The sequence below is a fragment of the Deinococcus carri genome, assembly GCF_039545055.1.
In the GTDB taxonomy this organism is placed as follows: Bacteria; Deinococcota; Deinococci; order Deinococcales; family Deinococcaceae; genus Deinococcus; species Deinococcus carri.
The window spans coordinates 13,572-32,513 of record NZ_BAABRP010000002.1 but is presented as its reverse complement, the minus strand read 5'-3'; the positions used below and the strand labels follow the sequence as shown (position 1 = coordinate 32,513).

The window sequence follows — 18,942 nt, the reverse complement described above, 5'->3', positions numbered from 1 at the left end:
GTGCCTCCGATGCGCACCGCTCACGTGTGTGCCTCCCGCTCCGGGCGGCGCTGCCCCCGCAAGCGGAACAAAACGAACCCCACGACGTACACCAGGACCAGCAGCAGTTGCGCCGCCAGCGTCTCGACGGTGGGGTGCAAGCCGGTGAGTGCCGCGACGTTGGGGTCGAGCGCCGGGACCTTCCCGTACAGGTTGGTGACGGGCAGCCAGCCCGCCTCCTGGAAGGCACGCACCCCGTTCCCCACGAAGGCGATCGCAAAGAGCGCTGTCACCGTCACCAGGACCGGGAAGAGGCGCTGGGTGGGCAAGCGCCTCCCCAGGCGGAAGATCACCGCGAACACGGCTACGAGGGCCAGGGCCGCGAGGGCGATGCCGAGGTACATGTACCCCAGGACCGGGCCGCTGGCGACCGCGAGCGCCTGGTAGAACAGGACCGTCTCGAAGCCTTCCCGGTAGATGGTGGTGAAGGTCACGAGGGCGACGGCCCCCAGGCTGCCGCTCTGCACGGCCTGCGACACGCGCGCCCGCATGAACTCCGCGCTGCGCTTGCGGTCCCCCTGCTGAAGCATCCAGAACGACAGCGAGAACAGGATCACCACCGCGATGACGCTGGTGATCGCGCTGATCAGTTCGCGCGACACGGGCGCGATGGACAGCAGGAACGTCGCAGCGAACCACGTGACGGCGGTGGCGACGAGCGCCGCGCCCGCGCCCCACCACACGCCCCCCCTCAGGCGGTCATTGCGGGTGCTGGCGAGGTAGGCGAGGATCGCCCCCATCAGCAGCGCCGCCTCCAGGCCCTCGCGGAACAGGATGGTGAAGCCGCCCGTGGCCGCGAGGGTGGGTGCCAGGACGCCGGTGCCGTTCACGATGCTCTCGGCCTTGCGCAGGCTGTCGTCGATGTCCCCCGCGACGGCGCGCAGCTCACTCAGGCTCGCATCGCTCTTCATCCCGTTGCGCAGGTCGGCGAAGCGGTACTCCATCTCCAGGATCAGGTCGGGGTTCAGGACGCGCAGGGGCGGCTCGGCATACTCGAAGTGATCGAGGTAGGCCGCGCGGGCCGTCCTGAAGGCGTCCCCACTCTTGCCCGCCGCGTACTCGCGCAGGCTGCGGGCCACGAGGTCGTGCGCCGTGCGGAGTTCTGCGGTCACGTCCACCTGACCGGGCGCAGCCAAGGCCACGCCCAGCAGGGCCAGCAGCAGGACGAGGAAGCGCCTCATACCTTACTCTCCCAGCAACGCGCGGGCCTTCTTCAGGTCCGCCACGGCAGCGTCCACCGCCGCGTTGAACGTTTGCGCGCTGGGCTTGCTCTTCAAGAGAGCGCGCAGATCCTCGCGCAGGGTCTTCTCGAGCTTCGTTTCCAGGGCTTTGTCCTTCTTCGCCAGAGGGCTTTCCAGATACTCGAAGTTCTCGAGGTACGCGTCGATCAGGGCTTCCTCGGCATCGTCACTCATGCCGCCTGCGTAGTGCGCTTTCGCAGCGTTGAGCAGACGGTCGATGTTGGCGAAGTACGCCGCGTTGCTGCTTTTGGGAGCCTGCTGCACGCCGCTGATTTCCGCGAGTTCCTCCTTGGCCTGGTCAATAGCCTTTTCCAGAGCCTTGATGTCACCCTTGCGGGCAATGACGGTGGCGGCGTCATGCAGCGCCGTGGCCGTTCCGTCCCGCTGGTGCTGGGGGAAGTTCTTCGCGTTCTTGTCGAACCATCCCCGCGCACGGGCCACGTAGTAGATGGCGTCCTGGTACTCGGCGAGGTTCGTGACCTTACCGCTCTGCACACCTTCCTCGTACTCTTGCTCGGCGTTTTCCAGAATCTGGGCGATCACCTGCGCCGCAAACTTCGGGTCGTTGCGCGTGGCGCCGAGGGTGGCGAGCGCCGCGTCCACGTCAGCGTAGAAGCCATTCATCACCTTCTGGTACTCCGCGTAGGGTTTCTTCGCGGCCAGGGTCTGGTCGATGCGGGCGTAATCCGCCAGGAACTTATGCCGCAGGGCAGGCGTGAGGTCGTTCTGGACGGCAGCATACAGCTCGTTCGCGGGATGCTTGGCATGCTTGGCCGCCATCATGAGGTCACCGTTGCGATAGTTCAGGAGGCTGGCGTCGTAGTGGCCACGCATCTGCTCCAGGGTCACCGCGAACTTGACGGGATCTTTCGGGACGGCGAGCGCGCCGGTCGTGAGGGTGAGGCCGAGGAGCGCAACAGAGGCACGGCGGATCATGGCCCGCACTCTATGAAGCGATCCCTCCTAAAGTCAACCAATCCACTCGGAATTGTAGGAGTTGGAACCTCAGCAGCACCCCAGCGCAGCGCCCCCGGGGACGTTTCCTGCCTGAGGACACCCGGGTTGGGAGGCAATCGGACGTGCACTGAAAGCTGTCAGCCGGTCACTTGGTTGATGCCTGTCCAGCACGCGGGGCTGGCTGCTCTTTAAGGCAGGTCAAGCGCGTCCCCCTCGACTGCCACTCTCTCCGGCCTTTCTCCACGCCGAGGCAGGCCTGTCAGCACCATCGGCACTGGCAGGCGTTGTTCTGCTGGAGCTCCAACCCGGGAGGTGTGCGTTGTCGCTGCTCCCACCGGTCACGTTGTGCCCCCTGCAGTTTGTCCTTCCCATCTGCACCGTGGCATTAGGCCAGCATGCTGCTTGTGGCGCGCCGTTCACACTCGGCTGTTCAGCCGGACATTTCCCATGCTGGCTTTGTCTTGCTGGAAGCTCACGTCAACCCGAGATAGGCCATCAACTCGCTGGTCGCGGCCGCGCTGGCACGATTTGCCCCAGTGGTGGACGCCGAGGGGCTGGAGCCGACCAGATGTACCCTGGGATCCTTCGTCACCTGTGTGACCAGTCGGCCGGTCATGGTGATCCTGCCACCGGGTCCACGCAGCATCAGTGGTGCCAGATGATCGAGGGAACTGCGAAAGCCGGTGCACCAGAGGCTGACTCCGGCCTGTAGCGCGCTGCAGGCCAGCCAGCGAACGCCATCCTCAGTGATTTCACTAAACATAGGCCGCCGGTTCAGCACGCCCGGGCCTGCATGGCCTCCACCGCCGGTGTGATGGGCAATCCAGTGACGGAAACGACCGACTGAGGTGGCAAGCCGCGGCGCACCCGGTCTTCGACCAGCGCCACCGCCGCCCGGCCCGCGTCCTCTATCAAGGAACCCACGCGGAACTCGGGTTCTCCGCGTGACCCAGGTCGTCGTGATGACGCGCGAAGTCTCGTCGAGCAGCTGGAGCGCGGACATCCCGCCACCCACGATGATCACGTGCTGCCCAGCAAACTCCTGGGCCGTCGGTCATCCCTGGTGTGCAGTTGCCTGCCCTGAAATCGGTCCGCGCCGGGAACGGCCACGGGCTTTCCCATGTTCCTGTGGCGTTGATGCTTCTGCGGGCCGACAGGTCGCCCCGGTCCGTTTCGATCTCAGGTGTTCGCCGCGACCAGACACGACCGTCATCCGGACGGGCCGGTAGACCGGGAGGCCAAAGGCCTTCTCGTAGGCCGCGAAATACTGCGGCACCGCGACCCTGGCCTGCACCTGCGCGGCACCCATATCGACCGCTTCGGAAAAGCGCATCCCAGACAGGTCATGGCCGCAGTTGACGGTACTCAGGGTGAGCGTGGGCCAGCGGAACTGCCAGGCACCACCGGGCTCCGGCGACTGATCGAGCATCACGAAGCCCCGGCCAGGTGCGATCCCGCGCTTCTTGAGGTGGTAGGCCGAAGAGAGGCCCGCCTGCCCGGCCCCGATGACGACGATGTCACTCTTGACGGCGACCCCTGATGCGGGTGCGCCCGCGGGTCGGGGCAAGCCGGGAGCGAAGGTGTTGCACGGTCCCCACCCGTCCGCGAGGTTTGAGGCTCCGTTTCTCACGTCTGTGCTGCCTCCAGGCATCAGTACCGGTCCTCCGCATGGTCGGCTCGCCCCAGGGCATGATCCTCCCCGCCGATCAGCCACGGCCCTGGCACCTCCAGCTTCTTCATTCCCCGAAAGCGTCCGTGGAGGAGGGCCAGCAAAAAGACGACGCTCCCTGCCAGGGTCCAGTCGCCGTACCGCACAAAGGGCGTGAGGGTGGACGCCACGCCGAAGGGGGCGCGGTACGCGGCGCGTTCTCCCCGGGGCGCCCGGAACACGACGCGGCCCCAGGGGTCCACGACGGCGCTCACCCCGTCGTTCCCGGCGCGCAGCAGGTAGCGGCCCGTCTCGATGGCGCGCAGGCGGCCCAGCCGGAAGTGCTGCTCTGCACCCGGCCCGCGCCCGAACCAGGCGTCGTTGGACATCACGACCAGCAGATTCGCGCCTGCCCGAACCGTCTGGCGGCTGAGTGCCGGGAAGACCGACTCGTAACAGATGCTGACGCCTGCCCGCAGGTCCCGCAGAGGCAGCACGTTCAGCGCCCTCCCGGGGGTGGCGCTGATGTACCCGGGCATCCCCAGGCGGCTGAGCAGGGGCGTGTAGAGGAAGCCGAGGGCCTTCGCGAAGGGGAGGCTCTCCCCGAACGGCACCAGGACGCGCTTGTCCTGGCGGCCGGTCACTCGCCCGTCAACGCCGTACGCGCTGTTGCGCGCCTGGCCAGGCACGTCTCCCGGCGCGCCGAGCAGGACCGGGACGCCGAGGTTCCGCAGCGGACCGAGCACCCGTGGGTCAGAAGCCGGAAGGGGGCTGGCCGTTTCCGGCCACACCACCAGGTCCGCCGGACCACGGCCCAGGGCGCGCCGGGTGAGGCCCAGGTAGACGTTCAGTTCCTCCAGAGTGCGGCCCTGGGCCTTCACCCTCGGATCAATGGCGCCCTGCACCAGCACCGCCGTCCGGGTGGGTGGGGGTACGGCGGGTGCGCCGCGCCAGCCCCAGAGAAGGGCGACGCTCCAGACAGCGAGCAGCGCCAGGACGACGCCGGGATGTCTCCGGCTGCCCAGAGCGGCCAGGGCACTCGCCGTGACCGTCACGAGCAGCGTCAGGAGGGACACGCCCCCGAGGGAGGCGAGTGGCGCGAGCGGCGTATCCGTGAGCGCGTACCCGGGCGCGCCCCAGGGAAACGCGAGCGGCCCTTTGGCCCGCAGCGCTTCGAGGATCACCCACATGAACGGCAGGGCCAGCAGCGTGCGGGCACCGAACACCCAGCGGGTGAGGGCCAGTGGGGCCGCCCAGGTGAGGGCCGCCGCCGGCAGGACCAGCACGGTAAGGGCACCCCCGAGGGGACCCAGAATGCCCGCCATGCTGAGGGGCAGCCAGGCGAGGTGCAAGGCGAAGAACGCCAGGGCGAACGTGAACGCGTGTCGGAACGCCATCCGGCTGTTGGGGCTCCGCGCGAGTCGGCGGTGCAGTGCGGCGAGGGGCAGCGGGGCCAGAATGCCCGCGGCGGCGGGCAGAAACAGCAGCAGGGCGAGCGCCGCGCCGCTCAGCACGTCCCCCAGCCACCCGGGCCGCAGCAGGTTGCGAAAGCGGGCCGGCCAGGCCGGGAAGGGCAGGCGGTAAAGCACGCTCTTCACCCTAAGGAAGAGGTGTTCAGGTCCGGTCAAGGCCCTTGACACAACGTAAACAGAGCCTTCTTAAGCTTCACCGGGAGGTTCCCCGAGATGCTGACTCGTTCTCTTTTCCCGCTGCCGCTCCCACGCTCGAGGAGGACATGACCCCCCCTCCACGCCCACGTCGATCGAGGTCCACCTTCTGGCTCGGCGCCCTGCTGGTGCTGGCCGTCATTCTGGGCAGCGCCTGGCTGGCCCGTTCCTTGTCTGACCGTGGCCTCACCGGGAATCCAGCAATGAACCCCGGGATGCCTCCCATGCCGGGAATGACGCAACAGGACATGCCGGGCAGGCAGAACAGCACGCCCCCCTCGTCGCCCTGAATTCAGCGGCGCGCATCTGCCCCTGAGAGAAAGATATCCCCCGCTGTGCGACATCCATTTTTCCGTGCCAGTGATTATCAGCTGGCCCGCCGGGCGAGCATCATCGCGTTTCTTGCCCTGATGGCCTTCGCGTCCCTCGCGGTGGCGCTGGCCAAACTGACCACGCCTCCCCTCCCTGCCCCGTCACGGGCGACCCCCGCCGTTCGGGGGCGGCTCCTGAGCGCCGACGGCCAGATCCTGGCCAGTGGTCCCCTGCAACAGCGCCAGTACCCCCATGGGCCGCTCGCGGCGCAGGTGGTGGGGTTCGTGGGTGCGTCGGGCGGTCTGGAAGGCATCGAGCGCGGCTTCAATGACCGGCTGGAGCGCGGCGAGCGGCTGACCCTCACGCTGGACACCCGCGTGCAGGCGACCGTGGAACAGGTGCTGATGGACGCCATCGTGCGCACCGAGGCCCAGTTTGCGTCGGCCATCGTGATGGAGACCCGGACGGGGAACCTGAAGGCTGTGGCGTCGGTGCCGGGCTTCGACCCCACTACCTGGCAGAAGGCGGCACCGGACCGCTGGCGCAACCGGGCCATGTTGGACGAGTACGAGCCGGGCAGTGTGGTCAAGGCCCTGACCGTCGCGGCGCTGCTGAACGAGGGCCGCACCACGCCGGACACGACGTACGACACGCCGATGTGGCGCCGCTACGCGGGCGCCACCATCAACGACATCGTGCCCCACCCAGGACGGTTAAAGACGCGTCAGATCCTGCGGTACTCCAGCAACGTCGGCATGACGCGGCTGGTGGAGCGGGTGCCGCCGACGGTCCTGCACCGCTACTTCACCGCGTACGGCTTCGGGCAGCCCGTGCGCCTGGGACTACCGGCCGGGGACGGCCTGCTGCGGGACCCGGAAGACTGGGATCCGCTCGCCCAGGCCACCATGTCGTTCGGTCAGGGCCTCACGGTCACGACCCTGCAACTCGTGGCGGCGTTCAACGTCATCGCGAACAGTGGGCGGTACCTGGCGCCCCGCCTGATTGTGGGTGCGCCCGTGGTCAGTCGGACCGTGCTGAGCGAGGCGACCGCCGCCAGCCTGCGGGAGATGCTGCACGGCGTGATCGATGACGGCATCAAGACCAAAGCCGAGTTGCCCGGGTACCACGTGGGCGGGAAAACCGGGACGGCGCAGGTGGCGGTGAACGGGCGGTACAGCAGTGAGGTGTTCTCCAGCACCTTCGGCGGCTTCGTTCCGGCAGACCGGCCCCTGTTCACCGTGGCGGTGATGGTGCGCGGCGCGAAACGCGAGTATCAGGGGTCACAGCTGGCCGCGCCCATCTTCCGGGACGTGACATCCGCCCTGCTGTCGCTCTACGCCATCCGGCCAGAGGTTGAGCCGCGCACCACCCCTTGATGGCGACGGACGTGCAGTGACTGGGCATCAGGCCAGGTCTGCCCCTGCGCTGGCCGTAAACCTGGATTTAAGATTCGGTTCACGGATGCGGCGTTTTTACAGGTTCTTTACAGGGTTCCAGCAGGATGACGCATGGCCATTCGACCGTTTGTGGTGGGCTCGCTGGTTTCCTTGACCCTGGGTGGGGTGGCGGCCGCTGTGCCCGCCAGCGTCACTCTGAAGAATATCCGCCACGAGTACCAGGGCCCGGACAACTGCGCGCCAGTGACGGCCCTGACCATTCTCGGCTATTACGGCACCCGCATCACGCAGGCGCAAGCGGCTGGCACCATGAAGGACTTTCCGGGCGACCCCCAGGTGACCAGCCTCGAACTGGCCGCCTACCTGGGCCGCTTCGGGCTGCGCAGCGTTATCCGGTACGCGGGGGACCCCGAGCTGCTTCGTGAACTGGTCTCAGGCGGCTTTCCCGTGGTCGTGCAGCAGCGCCTGCGCGCCGGAAGCAATGTGGCCCACTTCCGCACCGTGTATGGGTACAGCGCGGGGCGCTTCCTGGTCAGTGATCCGATCCGGGGCCCTTCCCTCAACCTCACCACGGCGGAGTTGCAGGACCTGTGGCGGTACTACAACGGCGAGTACCTGGTGGCGTATCCACCCGGAAAGGAGGGGCAGGTGCGGGAGGCCCTCGGGGAGGACTTCAACGTGACGGCCAACTGGCAGCACGCGAAACGCCACGGCGAGCAGGACGTGAAGGCGCGCCCGAACGATCCCTACGCCTGCTGGGGCCTGGCCAAGGCGAACCTGCGGCTGGGGAACGTCAAGGTGGCGGCGGAGCAGTTTGACCGGGCGGTTCAGCTCGGCGTGCCGACCATCTACTACCTGTACCGTCAGGAGGCCTTTGAAGCGTGGACGCAAGCTGGCGATCACGAGCAGACCCTGGAACTGACGAACCTCGCGCTGAAGGCGTACCCGCAAAGCAAGGAACTCCAGCGGTTCCGGAATCTGGCGCGCCGCGCCTTGGAGGGGTAGCTGCCCTGGAGGGAGGATCGGGCCGGGTCCGAGAACGGGGGCCTGCCCGGTCCTGTCCCCTGCTGGTCGCACCCCTTCCCGTAACCAAGAGAACCGTCGCTGTGAGTGGCACATCCACGCCGAACCGCTCCGCCCCGGAGATGTCCGCAGAGCTGAAGGCCGCCGCCCGCCATGGCGGGCAGCTCTGAAGAACAGGTGAAGGTGCCCTGCACCTGAGCGCGGCTGGACCGGCCCGGTCAAGGCACTCTTGACTCCAGGCCGACGTGATATTCACCTCCAGCACACTCGCTGCGATCCCGAGCGGCGATACTGAGGAGCCAACCTCCTGCACCCACCCCTAGGCTGGTCCGGCAAGTTCTGGCTCCCAGGAGGAACCTATGCTGGTTACCGGATTCCGGCACCCTGTTCTCACGAAGGTGCGTGCGCGCCTGCCCCTGCCCATCGCGGCCCTCAGCCTGCTGGCGCTGCTGGCCCTCACCCAGCCGGCCCTGGTACCGCTCGTCATGCTGGTCCTGTTCGCGATCAGCGTTCCGGTGACCACCGAAGTCCAGGGCGTCGTCGCCGTCTTCGCACTCGGCCTGCTGGCCCTGTTCAGCGGCGCGGCTGTGTCCATGGTGACCGGTCGCCTCTGCGCGGTCACGACCGTCAGCACTCTGGCGTTCCTGGGTGCGGCGGGGCTGGTGATGTGGCGCACGTGCAAGCACTGAAGCCAGCCTCGCATGGCCATTTCGGCATGCCGTAACCACTTCACACCTACAGTCGGGGCCATGCTGCATGGTTCCCTGATCGGCCGGGTGACGTCAGCCCCCCGAGTGCCGCCATCGCCTGGCGGCCTTGTTTTTTCCGTCTCCGTCGGCAATTCCATCCTCGACGTGCTCGTGACCCGTGAGCTGGCGAACAAGGCCAGGCGGCAGATCACCCCACAGTGCGACGTGTTCGTACAGATCGGCCACATGCACCCGGGATTCCTGGTGGCCATCGCCTTCGATCTGGTGACGCCGGGCAGTCTGCCGCTCAACATGTTCAACCTCGCGGGGCGAGTTTCGAGTTGGCCCGAGGAGCGCCAGGGGGAACTGCGCGTCAGGCTGTGCGTCAACGCGGCGGACGCACCCGCCACGATCGCCCTGACGGCACCGCAGCATCTTCACTGGCTCGGCTCCCTTCAGATCGGACACAGCGTACAGGTGATCGGCGAACTCCTCCGCATTGATGAAAGCCTCGTGATGACCGCGACGCGCGTCGAACGCCTCTTCAGGGCCTGAACGGGAATGGAGGCCTGTGGCTCACGGTCGAAGGTGGGACTGACAGAGCGAGGCAGAAACCCGTATACTTCTGGCAACACTGAGACGAGGGAAACACACTCAACCCCAGTGTTTTCTGAACCAGCCCGTCTGGTCTGCTGACTCGCGAGAGTCATTCGGCACCTTCAATCCAAAGCGTCTCACACGCCGTCAGCGTCGTGAGACGCCGAGGCAGAAAGGTGTTGTTCTGTGTTTGGTCGAGCTGGATGTGGAGACGGACCTGTCCAGGAACCGGATTCGGGTCCAGGCAAAGCATCTCCACGTGGTCAGCGATGACGAGCAGGACCGTCATCGCGTCTTGATGGAGGGACTGGATTCGAGGTTGTCGCCCTGCGACCCGTGCTCCGGCCCTTGCGCCCGTGGATGCTGCAGAGCAGTGGCTTCCCCCCGGGAAGACTCGAAGAAGAGCCTGAGCCGGGCATTCAGTTGCCCGCGCCTGACGCTCTTCGGCTCTGTCTGTCCGGGCCCCGTTCCCACGAGTTCCTGAACCGCGCACCATCACTCTAAGTGTGAACGGTGCGGTCAACCGGCGGAGGGTTCAAACGAGGGCGAGGAGTGTCTGGAAAGGCTTTCTGAAGCCCAGACAGCGCGCTACCCCGCCGAGTTTGACGAGTACGGTTTTGACTGACTGTTCCTCAGGCGACTTGTAAACGCAGCCTCTCCGCACGTTGATGTGCCCTCACCGCTCGCGCGGTTGGGGTCACCTCAACTGCGCGGAAAGGACCCACCCATGCCCAGTACCATCACGCTGCTCAGCCCGCTGCTCGTCCTCAAGGCCTTCCATGACTTTCTGGTCGCAGAGCTGAGCATCTCCCTGAGACCTCTGGCCCTGCTGGTCTGGGACCTCGGGGTGAAGGAGCATCATCCCGACCGCGTGTTCACCTGTGCCGTCACCGAGACGGCTCTGGAGAACGCGGGGGTCAAACAGTGGATGGAGGGCCTGATCAGGCGCCAGATGGGAGCGCCGAACACGCGAGGCGCACTGCGTGGCGCTGTCCCCTTCGCGGAGGGCAACCCTTACCTCGAAAAGGTAAGGAACGCCGTGTTTCAGGCCGTTCGCATTCTCGTGGCGGAACGGACCGAGGCGCTGGGGCCGATCGGCACGCCGACCCTGACGGTGTCTTTTAAGACCCGGCAGGTTCGACTGACCGCAGACGACCGCCTCTCTCCGAGAGTGCGCGAACTGCATGTCGAGGACCTCCGGGTCGATCCTCGTTCGGAACGCGCGCTGGAATGGCTGGACTCTCTGGGTTCAGTGCAGTTCGTGGACCACCACGTGGAAGGGGAGCTGGTGACCGGACACGACGAGGCATCGCTCGTGCCCATGAGTCTCTTCACCAGCGCCGTTCGCGAGGTTAAGGCTTTCGGCTTCGCGGACACGTATGACCCCGCCGATCCGGGCGACATCATGGAGCTGGCAGAGAACCTGGAACGTTCCTACAACCGCACGCTCGCCTTCCAGTTACGGGCGGCGTTGCAGGTTCAGGGTGCGGTCCTCCAGGCTCGCGTGTACTTCCTGCCTGACAGTGACCTTCCTGTCGCCCAGGAGATGGCCTGGCATCGCCCCGCGGTGCCCGGCGAGGACGTCGGAACCAGGCATTTGCCGTGGCGTTCCGCGAAGCACTGACGGTGTCAGTGCGTGAAAGCAACGCTGCTGCTTTCACGACCCTTCGAGTTTGAACCAAGAGGTTCGACTTGAAGGGTTTTCTTTTGCCGTGAGCAGAAGTACCCGCGCCGTACCGTACGTCCATGCCCCTTTCGCATGCTGAATTTGGAAGTGTCGTGGACCTGATCGGATGTGTAGCACGGTCGCCCGAACCGCGAGGCGACTGTCTGGCGTTCGTCGTGGCGGGTGAGGAACTGGTGCGCTTCTCCGACGGCAACGTCCGGGAGATGGCGTTCTACCAGCGCTGCCTGATCGACCGGAACTCGCCCGATGTGGGTAGCGTCCTCAAGGGAGCGGCGGTCGCCGCGACGGGGCGGCTGTGGCAGACCAGGAACTCGATGACTCAGAAGTGCAGGGTGGAGGTCAAGGTCTCCCGCGTGCTTCAGATCGAGCGGCCGGCCTCGGACCTCATTCGGGATGGGGGGGGTGGCTATCGGCTGCGCAACGGGTATCAGCAGGTCCTGGTGTCCGGGCGGGCGGGGGGAGCGGCCCAGCATGGCCTGATCGAGAACAACACCGAACTGATGAACGTGAGTCTTGCCGTCCCCGACCCTATCCGCGATGAGGTCCACTGGGTGGACGTGTGCTCCTATGGTTCGCTGGCCTTGACTAATGTCGTCAAGGGGCAGCGCGTAGTCGTACAGGGGCGCCTGTGGAACCGTGTAAAGACGCTGCCTGCTGGTCATCGCCATACCTTCACGGTGGTGGAGGCGAGCCAGGTATACCCCAGCCAAGTCCACCGCCAGACTGCCTAGATTCGTTGGACATCTTACCTGAAGGCAGAGCCAGTCGAGGAGCTGCTCCGGTTTCGAGTTCCCTCACCCCAACGCGCGGCATAGAGGGCACGCCCCGCTGCCCTGCAGTTCTACTCTCAGACTCGGACCTTTTCAAAAAACCCATTCAGATCTCTAAGAATGACCCATACTGACGCCCATGCACGCGAATATTCTTGGTGTCGGCACAGCCGTTCCAGCCCATACCATCGCTCAAACCAGTGTCCGTGACCGCGCCCGTACGCACTTCACGGGGTTGTCCGATGCTTCCCGCGAGCGCCTCCTGCGAATCTACGAGAACACCGGCATCGAACGGCGCTTTTGGGTGAATGACGTGGAGTGGTACACCACCCAGCGTCCCTTCGATGAGCGAAATGCTCAGTGGCACGAGCAGGCCTTGGACATGGCGGAAGAGGCTTCGCGCGCTGCGCTCGCAGCGGCGGGCGTCGAGGCCAGCCAGGTTCAGGCTGTCGTTATGGTGACGACCAGTGGGATCGCTACGCCTAGTCCCGAGGCTTACCTGATTCAGCGCCTCGGCATCCCGCTGTCGGCCACCCGTTTGCCGATCTGGGGACTAGGCTGCGCGGGCGGTGCAGCGGGCCTGGCGCGCGGCGCGGAACTCGCCACCCTGCGACCTAAGGGATGTGTGCTTGTTGTCGCGGTGGAACTGTGCAGCCTCACCTTCAATGCCCTCGATCACAGCACCAGTAACGTGGTGGCTTCCAGCCTGTTTGCCGATGGAGCCGCTGCAGTGGTGCTGGGACACGAGGGTGGCCCCGAGATCGTGGGCAGTTTCACCCGGATGCTCCCGGAGAGCTATGACGTGATGGGCTGGGACGTGGTACCAGAGGGCCTGCGCGTGCGCTTTGCGAGCAGTATTCCCAACCTGCTCCGCGGCGAACTGGGGAATCTGATTCGGGACGGGCTGGCTGAATACGGCCTCAGCCAAGACGATGTGGGACTGTGGGTGCTTCATCCTGGGGGAGCCAAAGTTCTCACCGCCTATGAGGAGGCTCTGGAGGCCGCTGGACCGAGCCTGGAGGCGTCCGCCCACGTCCTGCGCCACTATGGCAATATGTCGAGTCCTACGGTGCTGTTCGTCCTCCAGCATCTGCTCCAGCAGGGGCAGGTGCAGCCGGGCACCAACTCAGTCCTGTTGGCCCTGGGGCCGGGGTTCGCGGCTGAAGGCGTCATCATCCGGTGGTGAGGAGAGGAGTGCTAACCTTCGCTATGCACATCATCCTCGCCTATCAAGGCCCAGAGAGCGACCCGTCCGCGCTGGACGACGCCCATGCCAAGGCCGTTGAAGCAGGGCTACAGCCGTTCCCTATCCAAGAGCAGGCCGGGCGCCGTCAGTTCACGGTCTACTCTGAAGGGGCGTTCCCGGCGGCCTTCAAGCGTTGGCTGACGGACTATTGCCTGGCCGACTGGGTGCATCTGGTCGTTGAGGAGGGTGAGGGCCCAAGGTTTTACGACGACAGCGCGGCCATCACACGGCTGTAAAGCTGCCGGGCCACCGCTAGATAATCTTGTCCAGGGCGCCGTTCGCCTCCACGAGCGGCGCCAGTGGCTTATCAAGGCGCCTCGCCAGCTCGGCAACTTCCGGGTTCTCGGGCACGAGGCTAATCATCCGCCGCACCCAGCGGGCCACGCTGGCGAGCGCCTCCGCATCCTGCGCTGCGTTCGCAGCCGCCAGCAGGGCTTGGTACACCGCGCCCTCAAGTTTGTCGTTGACCTCGCGGGCGAAGGCGGAATCACTTCGAGCGGCGAAAGGCCCCTGATACAGCTCGAACATGCCCTCCAGATCGCCCCGCGCCAGCGCCTCGTAAGCAGCGTCCACATCCAGTTTCAGGTTGAGGTTGTCGGACAGACGGTAGCGGGCCGGGGCGTTTTTACGCTCCTGCGAAGCCAAAAGCTGATCCTTGCCGAACTGCTGGCGCAGCAGCATGATGACCTGCCGCACGTAGACCTTTGCCGCCTCCGTGGACTCCAACCACTTTTCCGACAGGGCCGACTCGGCGATCTGTTCGATGGTTTCGTTTGGCCGCAAGGTGAGATAGGCCAGGATGAGGAGCACCTCCCGCTCATCCAGGCGCCATTTCGTGGCCTGTCCCTTCCCCTTGATTTCCATGCGGCCAAGGGTGCGGAGGTATAGGGCCTGGTCCTGGGGCGGCGCAGGGGCCTTGCCCCGAATCACCCGAATCAGTTCGGCCGTCTCCGGCTGAGACTGCCCGTACAGCAGGACGCTTTTCATACCTTCCAGGTCGTCGTAAACGATGAAGTTCCCTCCCCACCGGATCAGGGCAGAAAGCCCTTCGGCCAAGTGGGGGACAGCGAGTGCGGGGGCACCCGCCTTGTAGAAGGCGTCGGCAAGGTACAGATGACAACGGATGATCTCTAGGCGCTGCCCACCCTCCCGGGCGGCCTCCAGCGTTTGTTCCAGCTTGTTGATCGCGGCGATATAGCCGCCCTTACGCAGCCAAATCACCGCCTCAATGATTCGCACGCTGGTCGGGCGCAGGCTCGGGTCAGGCAACATCCTGTCAATCAGCTTGTGAGCTATGCCGTGCTGCCCCATTTTGCTGATCGAATCGAGGAGCAAGGGGCCGACCCATACTAGGCCCTCAACATGCCGCTGTGACTTGTCGCTCAAGATCATTTGCAGCTTGACGAGGTTCGTCGCAAAGGTCAGACGGTTTCCTGTCAGGCGGCTCATGACGGTCTCGCACAGCTTGAGTGTGAGGCCAAAGTAGGAGCTTGCCCGGTTGCTCACATTGGCGACGTACCGGCGCATCTCATGCAGCGTGCGTCCTGCCTCGGCAACCCGGTCAGTGTAGGCGTACACCATGAAAAGCTTGAGGCTGGTGTCTACCCAAAGAGCCTGTTCTTTACTGGGATCGGACAGGTCAAAACTGTGCTTGATATAATACTCTGCTTTTTGATAGTCACCAGAGAGAAGCAAGGTCGCGCCGAGCATGTTCGCGGCGATTTGCATTCCCCGCTTATTCCCCACGGCCTGAAACTCCCGGTAGGCCCGTGTGAGCAAACCAACGCCGTAAGTGGCATTGCCCATGAAACACTCTAAAATTGCAGTCCACCTCAAGACCATGCCGTGTAAGAAACCGTGGCAACTGGAGCGCAGCAAGTGTAGCGTCTCAAGGGCTTCAGTAAACTCAAAAAGGGCGAATCGGCAACCACACAGCTCGATAGCACACTCTATGTTTCCGTGGTCGGCTGCATATCCTAACGATTGCTTGGCTTCCTGAAAGAGGCCCAGTCGAAATTGGCTGATACCCATAAGTCCCACTTCCTCTACGGTAAGTGGCCCCTTCAATTCCTTTGCCCTAAGCTGGCGAATGACTTTATCATAGTCAAAGTCTAGAAGCTCTAGTTGACGTTCTAAGCTCTGTTCAAAGCGCATACGCTTACCTCTTCGAGGAGCGAGGACAGAGAGACGAAAGCAGAGCGGGATGTCGATAAGCCTAGCAGGAGGCGCACGCGCCGTGTTCGGGGAAAATGCACAATTCCTCAGTTGGTGGACGTGGTCAGAGGCGATACTGCGGTAGATTCTGGCAATCCGGCTGCCCCTGTAGGTTTGGCTAGACGGAAGCCCCAGGCCGCCACAGGGCCGAGCTTAGAAACGTGTCCTGGCGTATGGTAACAGCGGTAACAGCACACTCCCTAAACTCTCGGACATGGCTCTATACACGCTCACGTCAGCGCTGCAGCCGCTGTTTCGCCCCTGGGGCGGCTGGCGTGAGCTGTTAGCTAGTTGGAACACTGCCTCTCGCGCCGCTCGCCTCCCGCTACTCTTAACGATCTTGACGCTTGTCGCTCTGGACTTTACCCGGTACGTCCTGGCGACGCTGCTCGCCCTGTTCGCCGCCGGGCTCGCCGCCCTGATCGGCGTTGGATATGTGGGAATCATGCTCTTCGCTGTGCTGTTCTCCGGGCTGGTCGGTGGCGCGTTCGCCGCACGCGATGTGCCTGCCGGTTGCGCCTGGAATGACTGCGGGCAATCAAGAAACTGGCCATGAAACTCATCCCACGCGAGCGTCTCCTGGGCGCGCTCTGGCAACGAGATCCACCGCGGGTGGTCTTGCTGCTCGGTCCGTCGGGCTACGGCAAGACCATCCTGATGGCCCAAGCTGCGGAGGCTGCTGAATTCTGCCTCTGTCTGGATCTCCGTGAGATCGAGGGGGACGCCCACAGTCTGGTCGAGGAGATTGCCGAAGCGCTTTTGGACGCGCATCCTGACGTCGCACGGGAACTCCGCCAGGGCAACGGCGAGCGGACGCTGCCTGCAAAACGGGCCGCCAAGACGCTCGGCAGGCTGCCCCCCGCCCTGTTCCTGGTCGACCACGCCGAACGGTTGCGTGCTGACAGCGAGGCGTGGCTGGTGGAGTTGATTCGGACCCTCCCATCACAACACCGCATGATCATTGCCGGACGCACACTCGACTCCTTTGAGGTGCCGTACCTGGTGGCCACCCAGGACGTCAGGGTGATTGGCCCGGAGCAACTGGCCTTCGACGACGACGAACTGCGCCTGCTAACGGCGGGCACGCCTCGTGCGCCCGATCCGGCCACACTTCAGCAACTGCACGGCTGGCCGCTTGGCGTCGCGCTGGCCGTCACCGGCGCGTACGGGCAGTCGGCCGCCGAGCTGCTCAGAGGTCTGCTGCGGGCCCTGCCGCATGACCTCCAGCGGACCCTGCCGCACCTGGCCCCATACGACACCTGGACCGACTCCCTCCCACAGTCCCTGGGATTGGACGTGCCGGACAACTGGCTGGGCACCCTGCTCATGGCGCGGTGGCCACTGCTGCAAAACGGTCAGGGTGGGTTCAATCCCCACACGGTAGTGCTGGGTGTACTCGAAGAGCAACTGCGACGGGACGCGAAAGAATGGCAACTGGCCTACCGGCAGGCGGCCGAGCGCGCGCTCGCGCAAGGCCGCCCCCTGCATGCCTTTCAGCTGCTGCTGAACGTCAACCTGACCGATGAGGCGACCCAGCTGGCGGAGAGGGCTGCGCCGACCCTCATGGGTCGGGGCCAGTTCCTGGTGATGCGTCAGGCGCTCGGTCAACTTCCGAAAGAGGTCATCACCCGCTCACCTGTCCTGGCGATGCATTACGGCGTCGCCCTCATCGAGACCGAACAGCTTCAGGCGGGGATGGCGTACCTCCAGATGCTTGCAGAACGTCCGGAAACACGTGTCCAGGTGCTGCCGGCTCTCGCCCACGGCCTGTTTCTCCAGGCTCGCATGCTCGATGCGAAGGGGTTGATCGACGAGGCCAAAGAGCACCTGGAGCACTACAGCGTCGAACAGCGACTGGAGCTGATGTCGGCCGAGGGCAACCTTCTGCGCGAGATGGGGCACTCCGAACAAGGACTCGAGCGCCTGCTCGAAGCGGCACGGCTCGCCGAGAGGAACAATGCAGAAAAAGCGCTGGGCATTGCCATGGTCGGGCTCAACGTCGGGTACCTGCGCCTCTCCAAGGTAGACGAGGCCATGAACGCCGCAAAAAAGGCGCACCTGATCTTCGAGCGTCTGGGCATGGTGGGCCGCCTGCCCATCCCGCTGCTGAACACCGCGATCCTCCATGCCGCCAGGGATGAACTGACGCCGGCCAAAGAGCTGCTGTACCGGGCGCTGAAGATCGCTGAGGAGCAGCAGGCGCGGTCCCTCACGTCCGTGTACTTCGCTCTGGGTGGGGTGTATCTGAAGGAAGGCCAGACCGAGGAGGCCGTGAGTTACTTCATGAAGTCCGTGGAGCGCGCGCGGGTCAGTGGCCGCCCCGACCGGCAGTACCTGGCTGAGATCCTCCTCTCGGAGGCCCTGCGTGCGCAATTCCATCAGGTGGACGCCGACCGCCACCTCGGACTCGCCGAGAGCCTGCTGGAACTGCACCCACAGTTGAAGGAGAATACCACCCTGGGCGGGCTGATCCGGTTTCAACAAGGCCAGCGCGCCTACGCACAAGGTTTCAAGGAGGAGGCCACCTCGCACTTCCGGGCCGTACCCACCCATGCCGGTGAGATTGGCGAGTGGGCCGCCCGAGCCAGCCTGTACTGCGCCCTGATTGCCTATGAGCAGGGCATGCTCACCGAGGAGCACATCCGCACGTTCATGGAACGGCACCGCCAGCAGCAAAGCCGCCGTTACCTCTCCCCCGACCTGGCCGTCACCCGCCCGGTGTTGCGCGAGGCCGTGCGCCGAGGCTGGTTCGTGCCGGAACTCCAGGAGTTCGCGTTCGGCCAGGTGCAGGATCAGCGGCACCGGCTCTCCATCAAGACGCTGGGGACCTTGACGGTCACGCTTGACGACGAGCCGCTGCCACTAATCGGCAGCAACGTGACCCGTGCCCAGGAACTGATGGCCCTGATGGCCCTGGTTCCGCCAGCGACGGCCAGCGAGTTGCAACGCATCCTGATCGGCGAGAAAAAGGGGGACCACCGCAACGCCCTGTCCACCGTGCGTCAGTCGCTGGCCAGGGCCACCTGTCTACGGGACCCGGTCGTACAGGACGCCGCCCGCCGGTACAAGTACAACGACGAACTTGACGTCCGCACCGACATCGACGAGTTGCGGCGGGCCACCCGCATGAGGAATATCCTCGCGCTCCGCAAGCTCCTCGGACAGGGCACGGACTTCCTGCCGGGGATCGACAGTGCCTGGGCGGCCGACCTGCGCGAGACGGAGATTCCGGATGTTCTGTGCGCCGCGTACGAGGTGCTGGGTGCCGAGGCGCTCGAGCGCCACGCCTTTACCGAGGCGCTGCGGTACTACGAGGCCGTGCAGCACCTGAGTCCCACAGAGAAGATCCTGCGGACGATCATCGAGATTCACCGCGCGCTAGGCGACAGCGTCAAGGTGCAGCACACCGAACGCGAACTCCAGATCCTGTTCCCCCACTGACGGCCGGTTAGGGA

Annotated in this window: 17 protein-coding genes; 10 read left to right on the top strand and 7 right to left on the bottom strand. The window is 65.1% G+C overall.

Annotated features, from left to right (window positions below; all coding sequences use genetic code 11):
* Positions 1-20: 20 nt before the first annotated feature.
* From ABEA67_RS05095 to lnt, 5 genes are all read right to left on the bottom strand, one after another.
* Complete coding sequence (locus ABEA67_RS05095; protein ID WP_345461921.1) at positions 21-1,220, bottom strand: FTR1 family iron permease; 1,200 nt, start codon at positions 1,218-1,220, stop codon at positions 21-23.
* 3 nt (positions 1,221-1,223) lie between these two features.
* The gene (locus tag ABEA67_RS05090; RefSeq protein ID WP_345461918.1) at positions 1,224-2,216 is read right to left on the bottom strand and encodes a hypothetical protein; all 993 of its coding nucleotides are present in this window, start codon (positions 2,214-2,216) and stop codon (positions 1,224-1,226) included.
* A 795-nt stretch (positions 2,217-3,011) separates the two neighbouring features.
* On the bottom strand, positions 3,012-3,161 hold the full coding sequence (locus ABEA67_RS05085) for a hypothetical protein (protein WP_345461915.1): 150 nt from the start codon (positions 3,159-3,161) through the stop codon (positions 3,012-3,014).
* Between the two features lie 130 nt (positions 3,162-3,291).
* Positions 3,292-3,804: an NAD(P)-binding protein gene (locus tag ABEA67_RS05080; protein WP_345461912.1), complete on the bottom strand. Its 513-nt coding sequence runs from the start codon at positions 3,802-3,804 to the stop codon at positions 3,292-3,294.
* Positions 3,805-3,887: 83 nt separating this feature from the next.
* Positions 3,888-5,474, bottom strand: coding sequence for an apolipoprotein N-acyltransferase (lnt, locus tag ABEA67_RS05075; RefSeq protein WP_345461909.1), 1,587 nt, complete (start codon positions 5,472-5,474; stop codon positions 3,888-3,890).
* Between the two features lie 413 nt (positions 5,475-5,887).
* Between lnt and ABEA67_RS05070 the strand changes: the two genes are divergently transcribed.
* The 4 genes from ABEA67_RS05070 (at position 5,888) to ABEA67_RS05055 (ending at position 9,528) form a co-directional block, all read left to right on the top strand.
* Complete coding sequence (locus ABEA67_RS05070; RefSeq protein WP_345461906.1) at positions 5,888-7,240, top strand: peptidoglycan D,D-transpeptidase FtsI family protein; 1,353 nt, start codon at positions 5,888-5,890, stop codon at positions 7,238-7,240.
* A gap of 132 nt (positions 7,241-7,372) precedes the next feature.
* Entirely contained in the window at positions 7,373-8,266 is an 894-nt protein-coding gene (locus tag ABEA67_RS05065) for a C39 family peptidase (protein ID WP_345461904.1), read from the top strand.
* A 377-nt stretch (positions 8,267-8,643) separates the two neighbouring features.
* Positions 8,644-8,973, top strand: a complete 330-nt coding sequence (locus ABEA67_RS05060) for a hypothetical protein (protein ID WP_345461902.1) — start codon at positions 8,644-8,646, stop codon at positions 8,971-8,973.
* A gap of 60 nt (positions 8,974-9,033) precedes the next feature.
* Positions 9,034-9,528: a hypothetical protein gene (locus tag ABEA67_RS05055; RefSeq protein WP_345461899.1), complete on the top strand. Its 495-nt coding sequence runs from the start codon at positions 9,034-9,036 to the stop codon at positions 9,526-9,528.
* Between the two features lie 151 nt (positions 9,529-9,679).
* Here ABEA67_RS05055 and ABEA67_RS05050 read toward each other — a convergent pair whose 3' ends face one another.
* On the bottom strand, positions 9,680-9,859 hold the full coding sequence (locus tag ABEA67_RS05050) for a hypothetical protein (protein WP_345461897.1): 180 nt from the start codon (positions 9,857-9,859) through the stop codon (positions 9,680-9,682).
* A gap of 438 nt (positions 9,860-10,297) precedes the next feature.
* Between ABEA67_RS05050 and ABEA67_RS05045 the strand changes: the two genes are divergently transcribed.
* From ABEA67_RS05045 to ABEA67_RS05030, 4 genes are all read left to right on the top strand, one after another.
* Positions 10,298-11,194 carry a hypothetical protein gene (locus ABEA67_RS05045; protein ID WP_345461895.1) on the top strand — a complete coding sequence of 299 codons (897 nt, stop codon included), beginning with the start codon at positions 10,298-10,300 and terminating at the stop codon, positions 11,192-11,194.
* 155 nt (positions 11,195-11,349) lie between these two features.
* Complete coding sequence (locus tag ABEA67_RS05040; protein ID WP_345461892.1) at positions 11,350-11,988, top strand: single-stranded DNA-binding protein; 639 nt, start codon at positions 11,350-11,352, stop codon at positions 11,986-11,988.
* Positions 11,989-12,166: 178 nt separating this feature from the next.
* A complete protein-coding gene (locus ABEA67_RS05035) occupies positions 12,167-13,213 on the top strand; it encodes a type III polyketide synthase (protein ID WP_345456784.1) in 1,047 nt (348 codons plus the stop codon).
* A 23-nt stretch (positions 13,214-13,236) separates the two neighbouring features.
* Complete coding sequence (locus tag ABEA67_RS05030) at positions 13,237-13,509, top strand: hypothetical protein (protein WP_198297319.1); 273 nt, start codon at positions 13,237-13,239, stop codon at positions 13,507-13,509.
* Positions 13,510-13,525: 16 nt separating this feature from the next.
* On the opposite strand, the gene ABEA67_RS05025 is transcribed toward ABEA67_RS05030, so the two are convergent.
* A complete protein-coding gene (locus ABEA67_RS05025; RefSeq protein ID WP_345461886.1) occupies positions 13,526-15,427 on the bottom strand; it encodes a hypothetical protein in 1,902 nt (633 codons plus the stop codon).
* 400 nt (positions 15,428-15,827) lie between these two features.
* Between ABEA67_RS05025 and ABEA67_RS05020 the strand changes: the two genes are divergently transcribed.
* Both ABEA67_RS05020 and ABEA67_RS05015 read left to right on the top strand, forming a co-directional pair.
* The gene (locus tag ABEA67_RS05020) at positions 15,828-16,043 is read left to right on the top strand and encodes a hypothetical protein (protein WP_345456793.1); all 216 of its coding nucleotides are present in this window, start codon (positions 15,828-15,830) and stop codon (positions 16,041-16,043) included.
* Positions 16,040-18,928, top strand: coding sequence for a hypothetical protein (locus ABEA67_RS05015; protein ID WP_345461883.1), 2,889 nt, complete (start codon positions 16,040-16,042; stop codon positions 18,926-18,928). The genes ABEA67_RS05020 and ABEA67_RS05015 overlap by 4 nt, the downstream gene beginning before the upstream one ends.
* Positions 18,929-18,942 lie beyond the last annotated feature (14 nt).

Excerpts from the sequence above, each read along its gene's own strand:
- ABEA67_RS05060 (WP_345461902.1), top strand. The coding sequence starts at position 8,644 with ATGCTGGTTACCGGATTCCGGCACCCTGTTCTCACGAAGGTGCGTGCG.
- ABEA67_RS05045 (WP_345461895.1), top strand. The coding sequence starts at position 10,298 with ATGCCCAGTACCATCACGCTGCTCAGCCCGCTGCTCGTCCTCAAGGCC.
- ABEA67_RS05030 (WP_198297319.1), top strand. The coding sequence starts at position 13,237 with ATGCACATCATCCTCGCCTATCAAGGCCCAGAGAGCGACCCGTCCGCG.
- ABEA67_RS05015 (WP_345461883.1), top strand. The coding sequence starts at position 16,040 with ATGAAACTCATCCCACGCGAGCGTCTCCTGGGCGCGCTCTGGCAACGA.
- ABEA67_RS05025 (WP_345461886.1), bottom strand. The coding sequence starts at position 15,427 with ATGCGCTTTGAACAGAGCTTAGAACGTCAACTAGAGCTTCTAGACTTT.
- ABEA67_RS05065 (WP_345461904.1), top strand. The coding sequence starts at position 7,373 with ATGGCCATTCGACCGTTTGTGGTGGGCTCGCTGGTTTCCTTGACCCTG.
- ABEA67_RS05035 (WP_345456784.1), top strand. The coding sequence starts at position 12,167 with ATGCACGCGAATATTCTTGGTGTCGGCACAGCCGTTCCAGCCCATACC.
- ABEA67_RS05090 (WP_345461918.1), bottom strand. The coding sequence starts at position 2,216 with ATGATCCGCCGTGCCTCTGTTGCGCTCCTCGGCCTCACCCTCACGACC.
- ABEA67_RS05095 (WP_345461921.1), bottom strand. The coding sequence starts at position 1,220 with ATGAGGCGCTTCCTCGTCCTGCTGCTGGCCCTGCTGGGCGTGGCCTTG.
- ABEA67_RS05050 (WP_345461897.1), bottom strand. The coding sequence starts at position 9,859 with ATGACGGTCCTGCTCGTCATCGCTGACCACGTGGAGATGCTTTGCCTG.
- ABEA67_RS05055 (WP_345461899.1), top strand. The coding sequence starts at position 9,034 with ATGCTGCATGGTTCCCTGATCGGCCGGGTGACGTCAGCCCCCCGAGTG.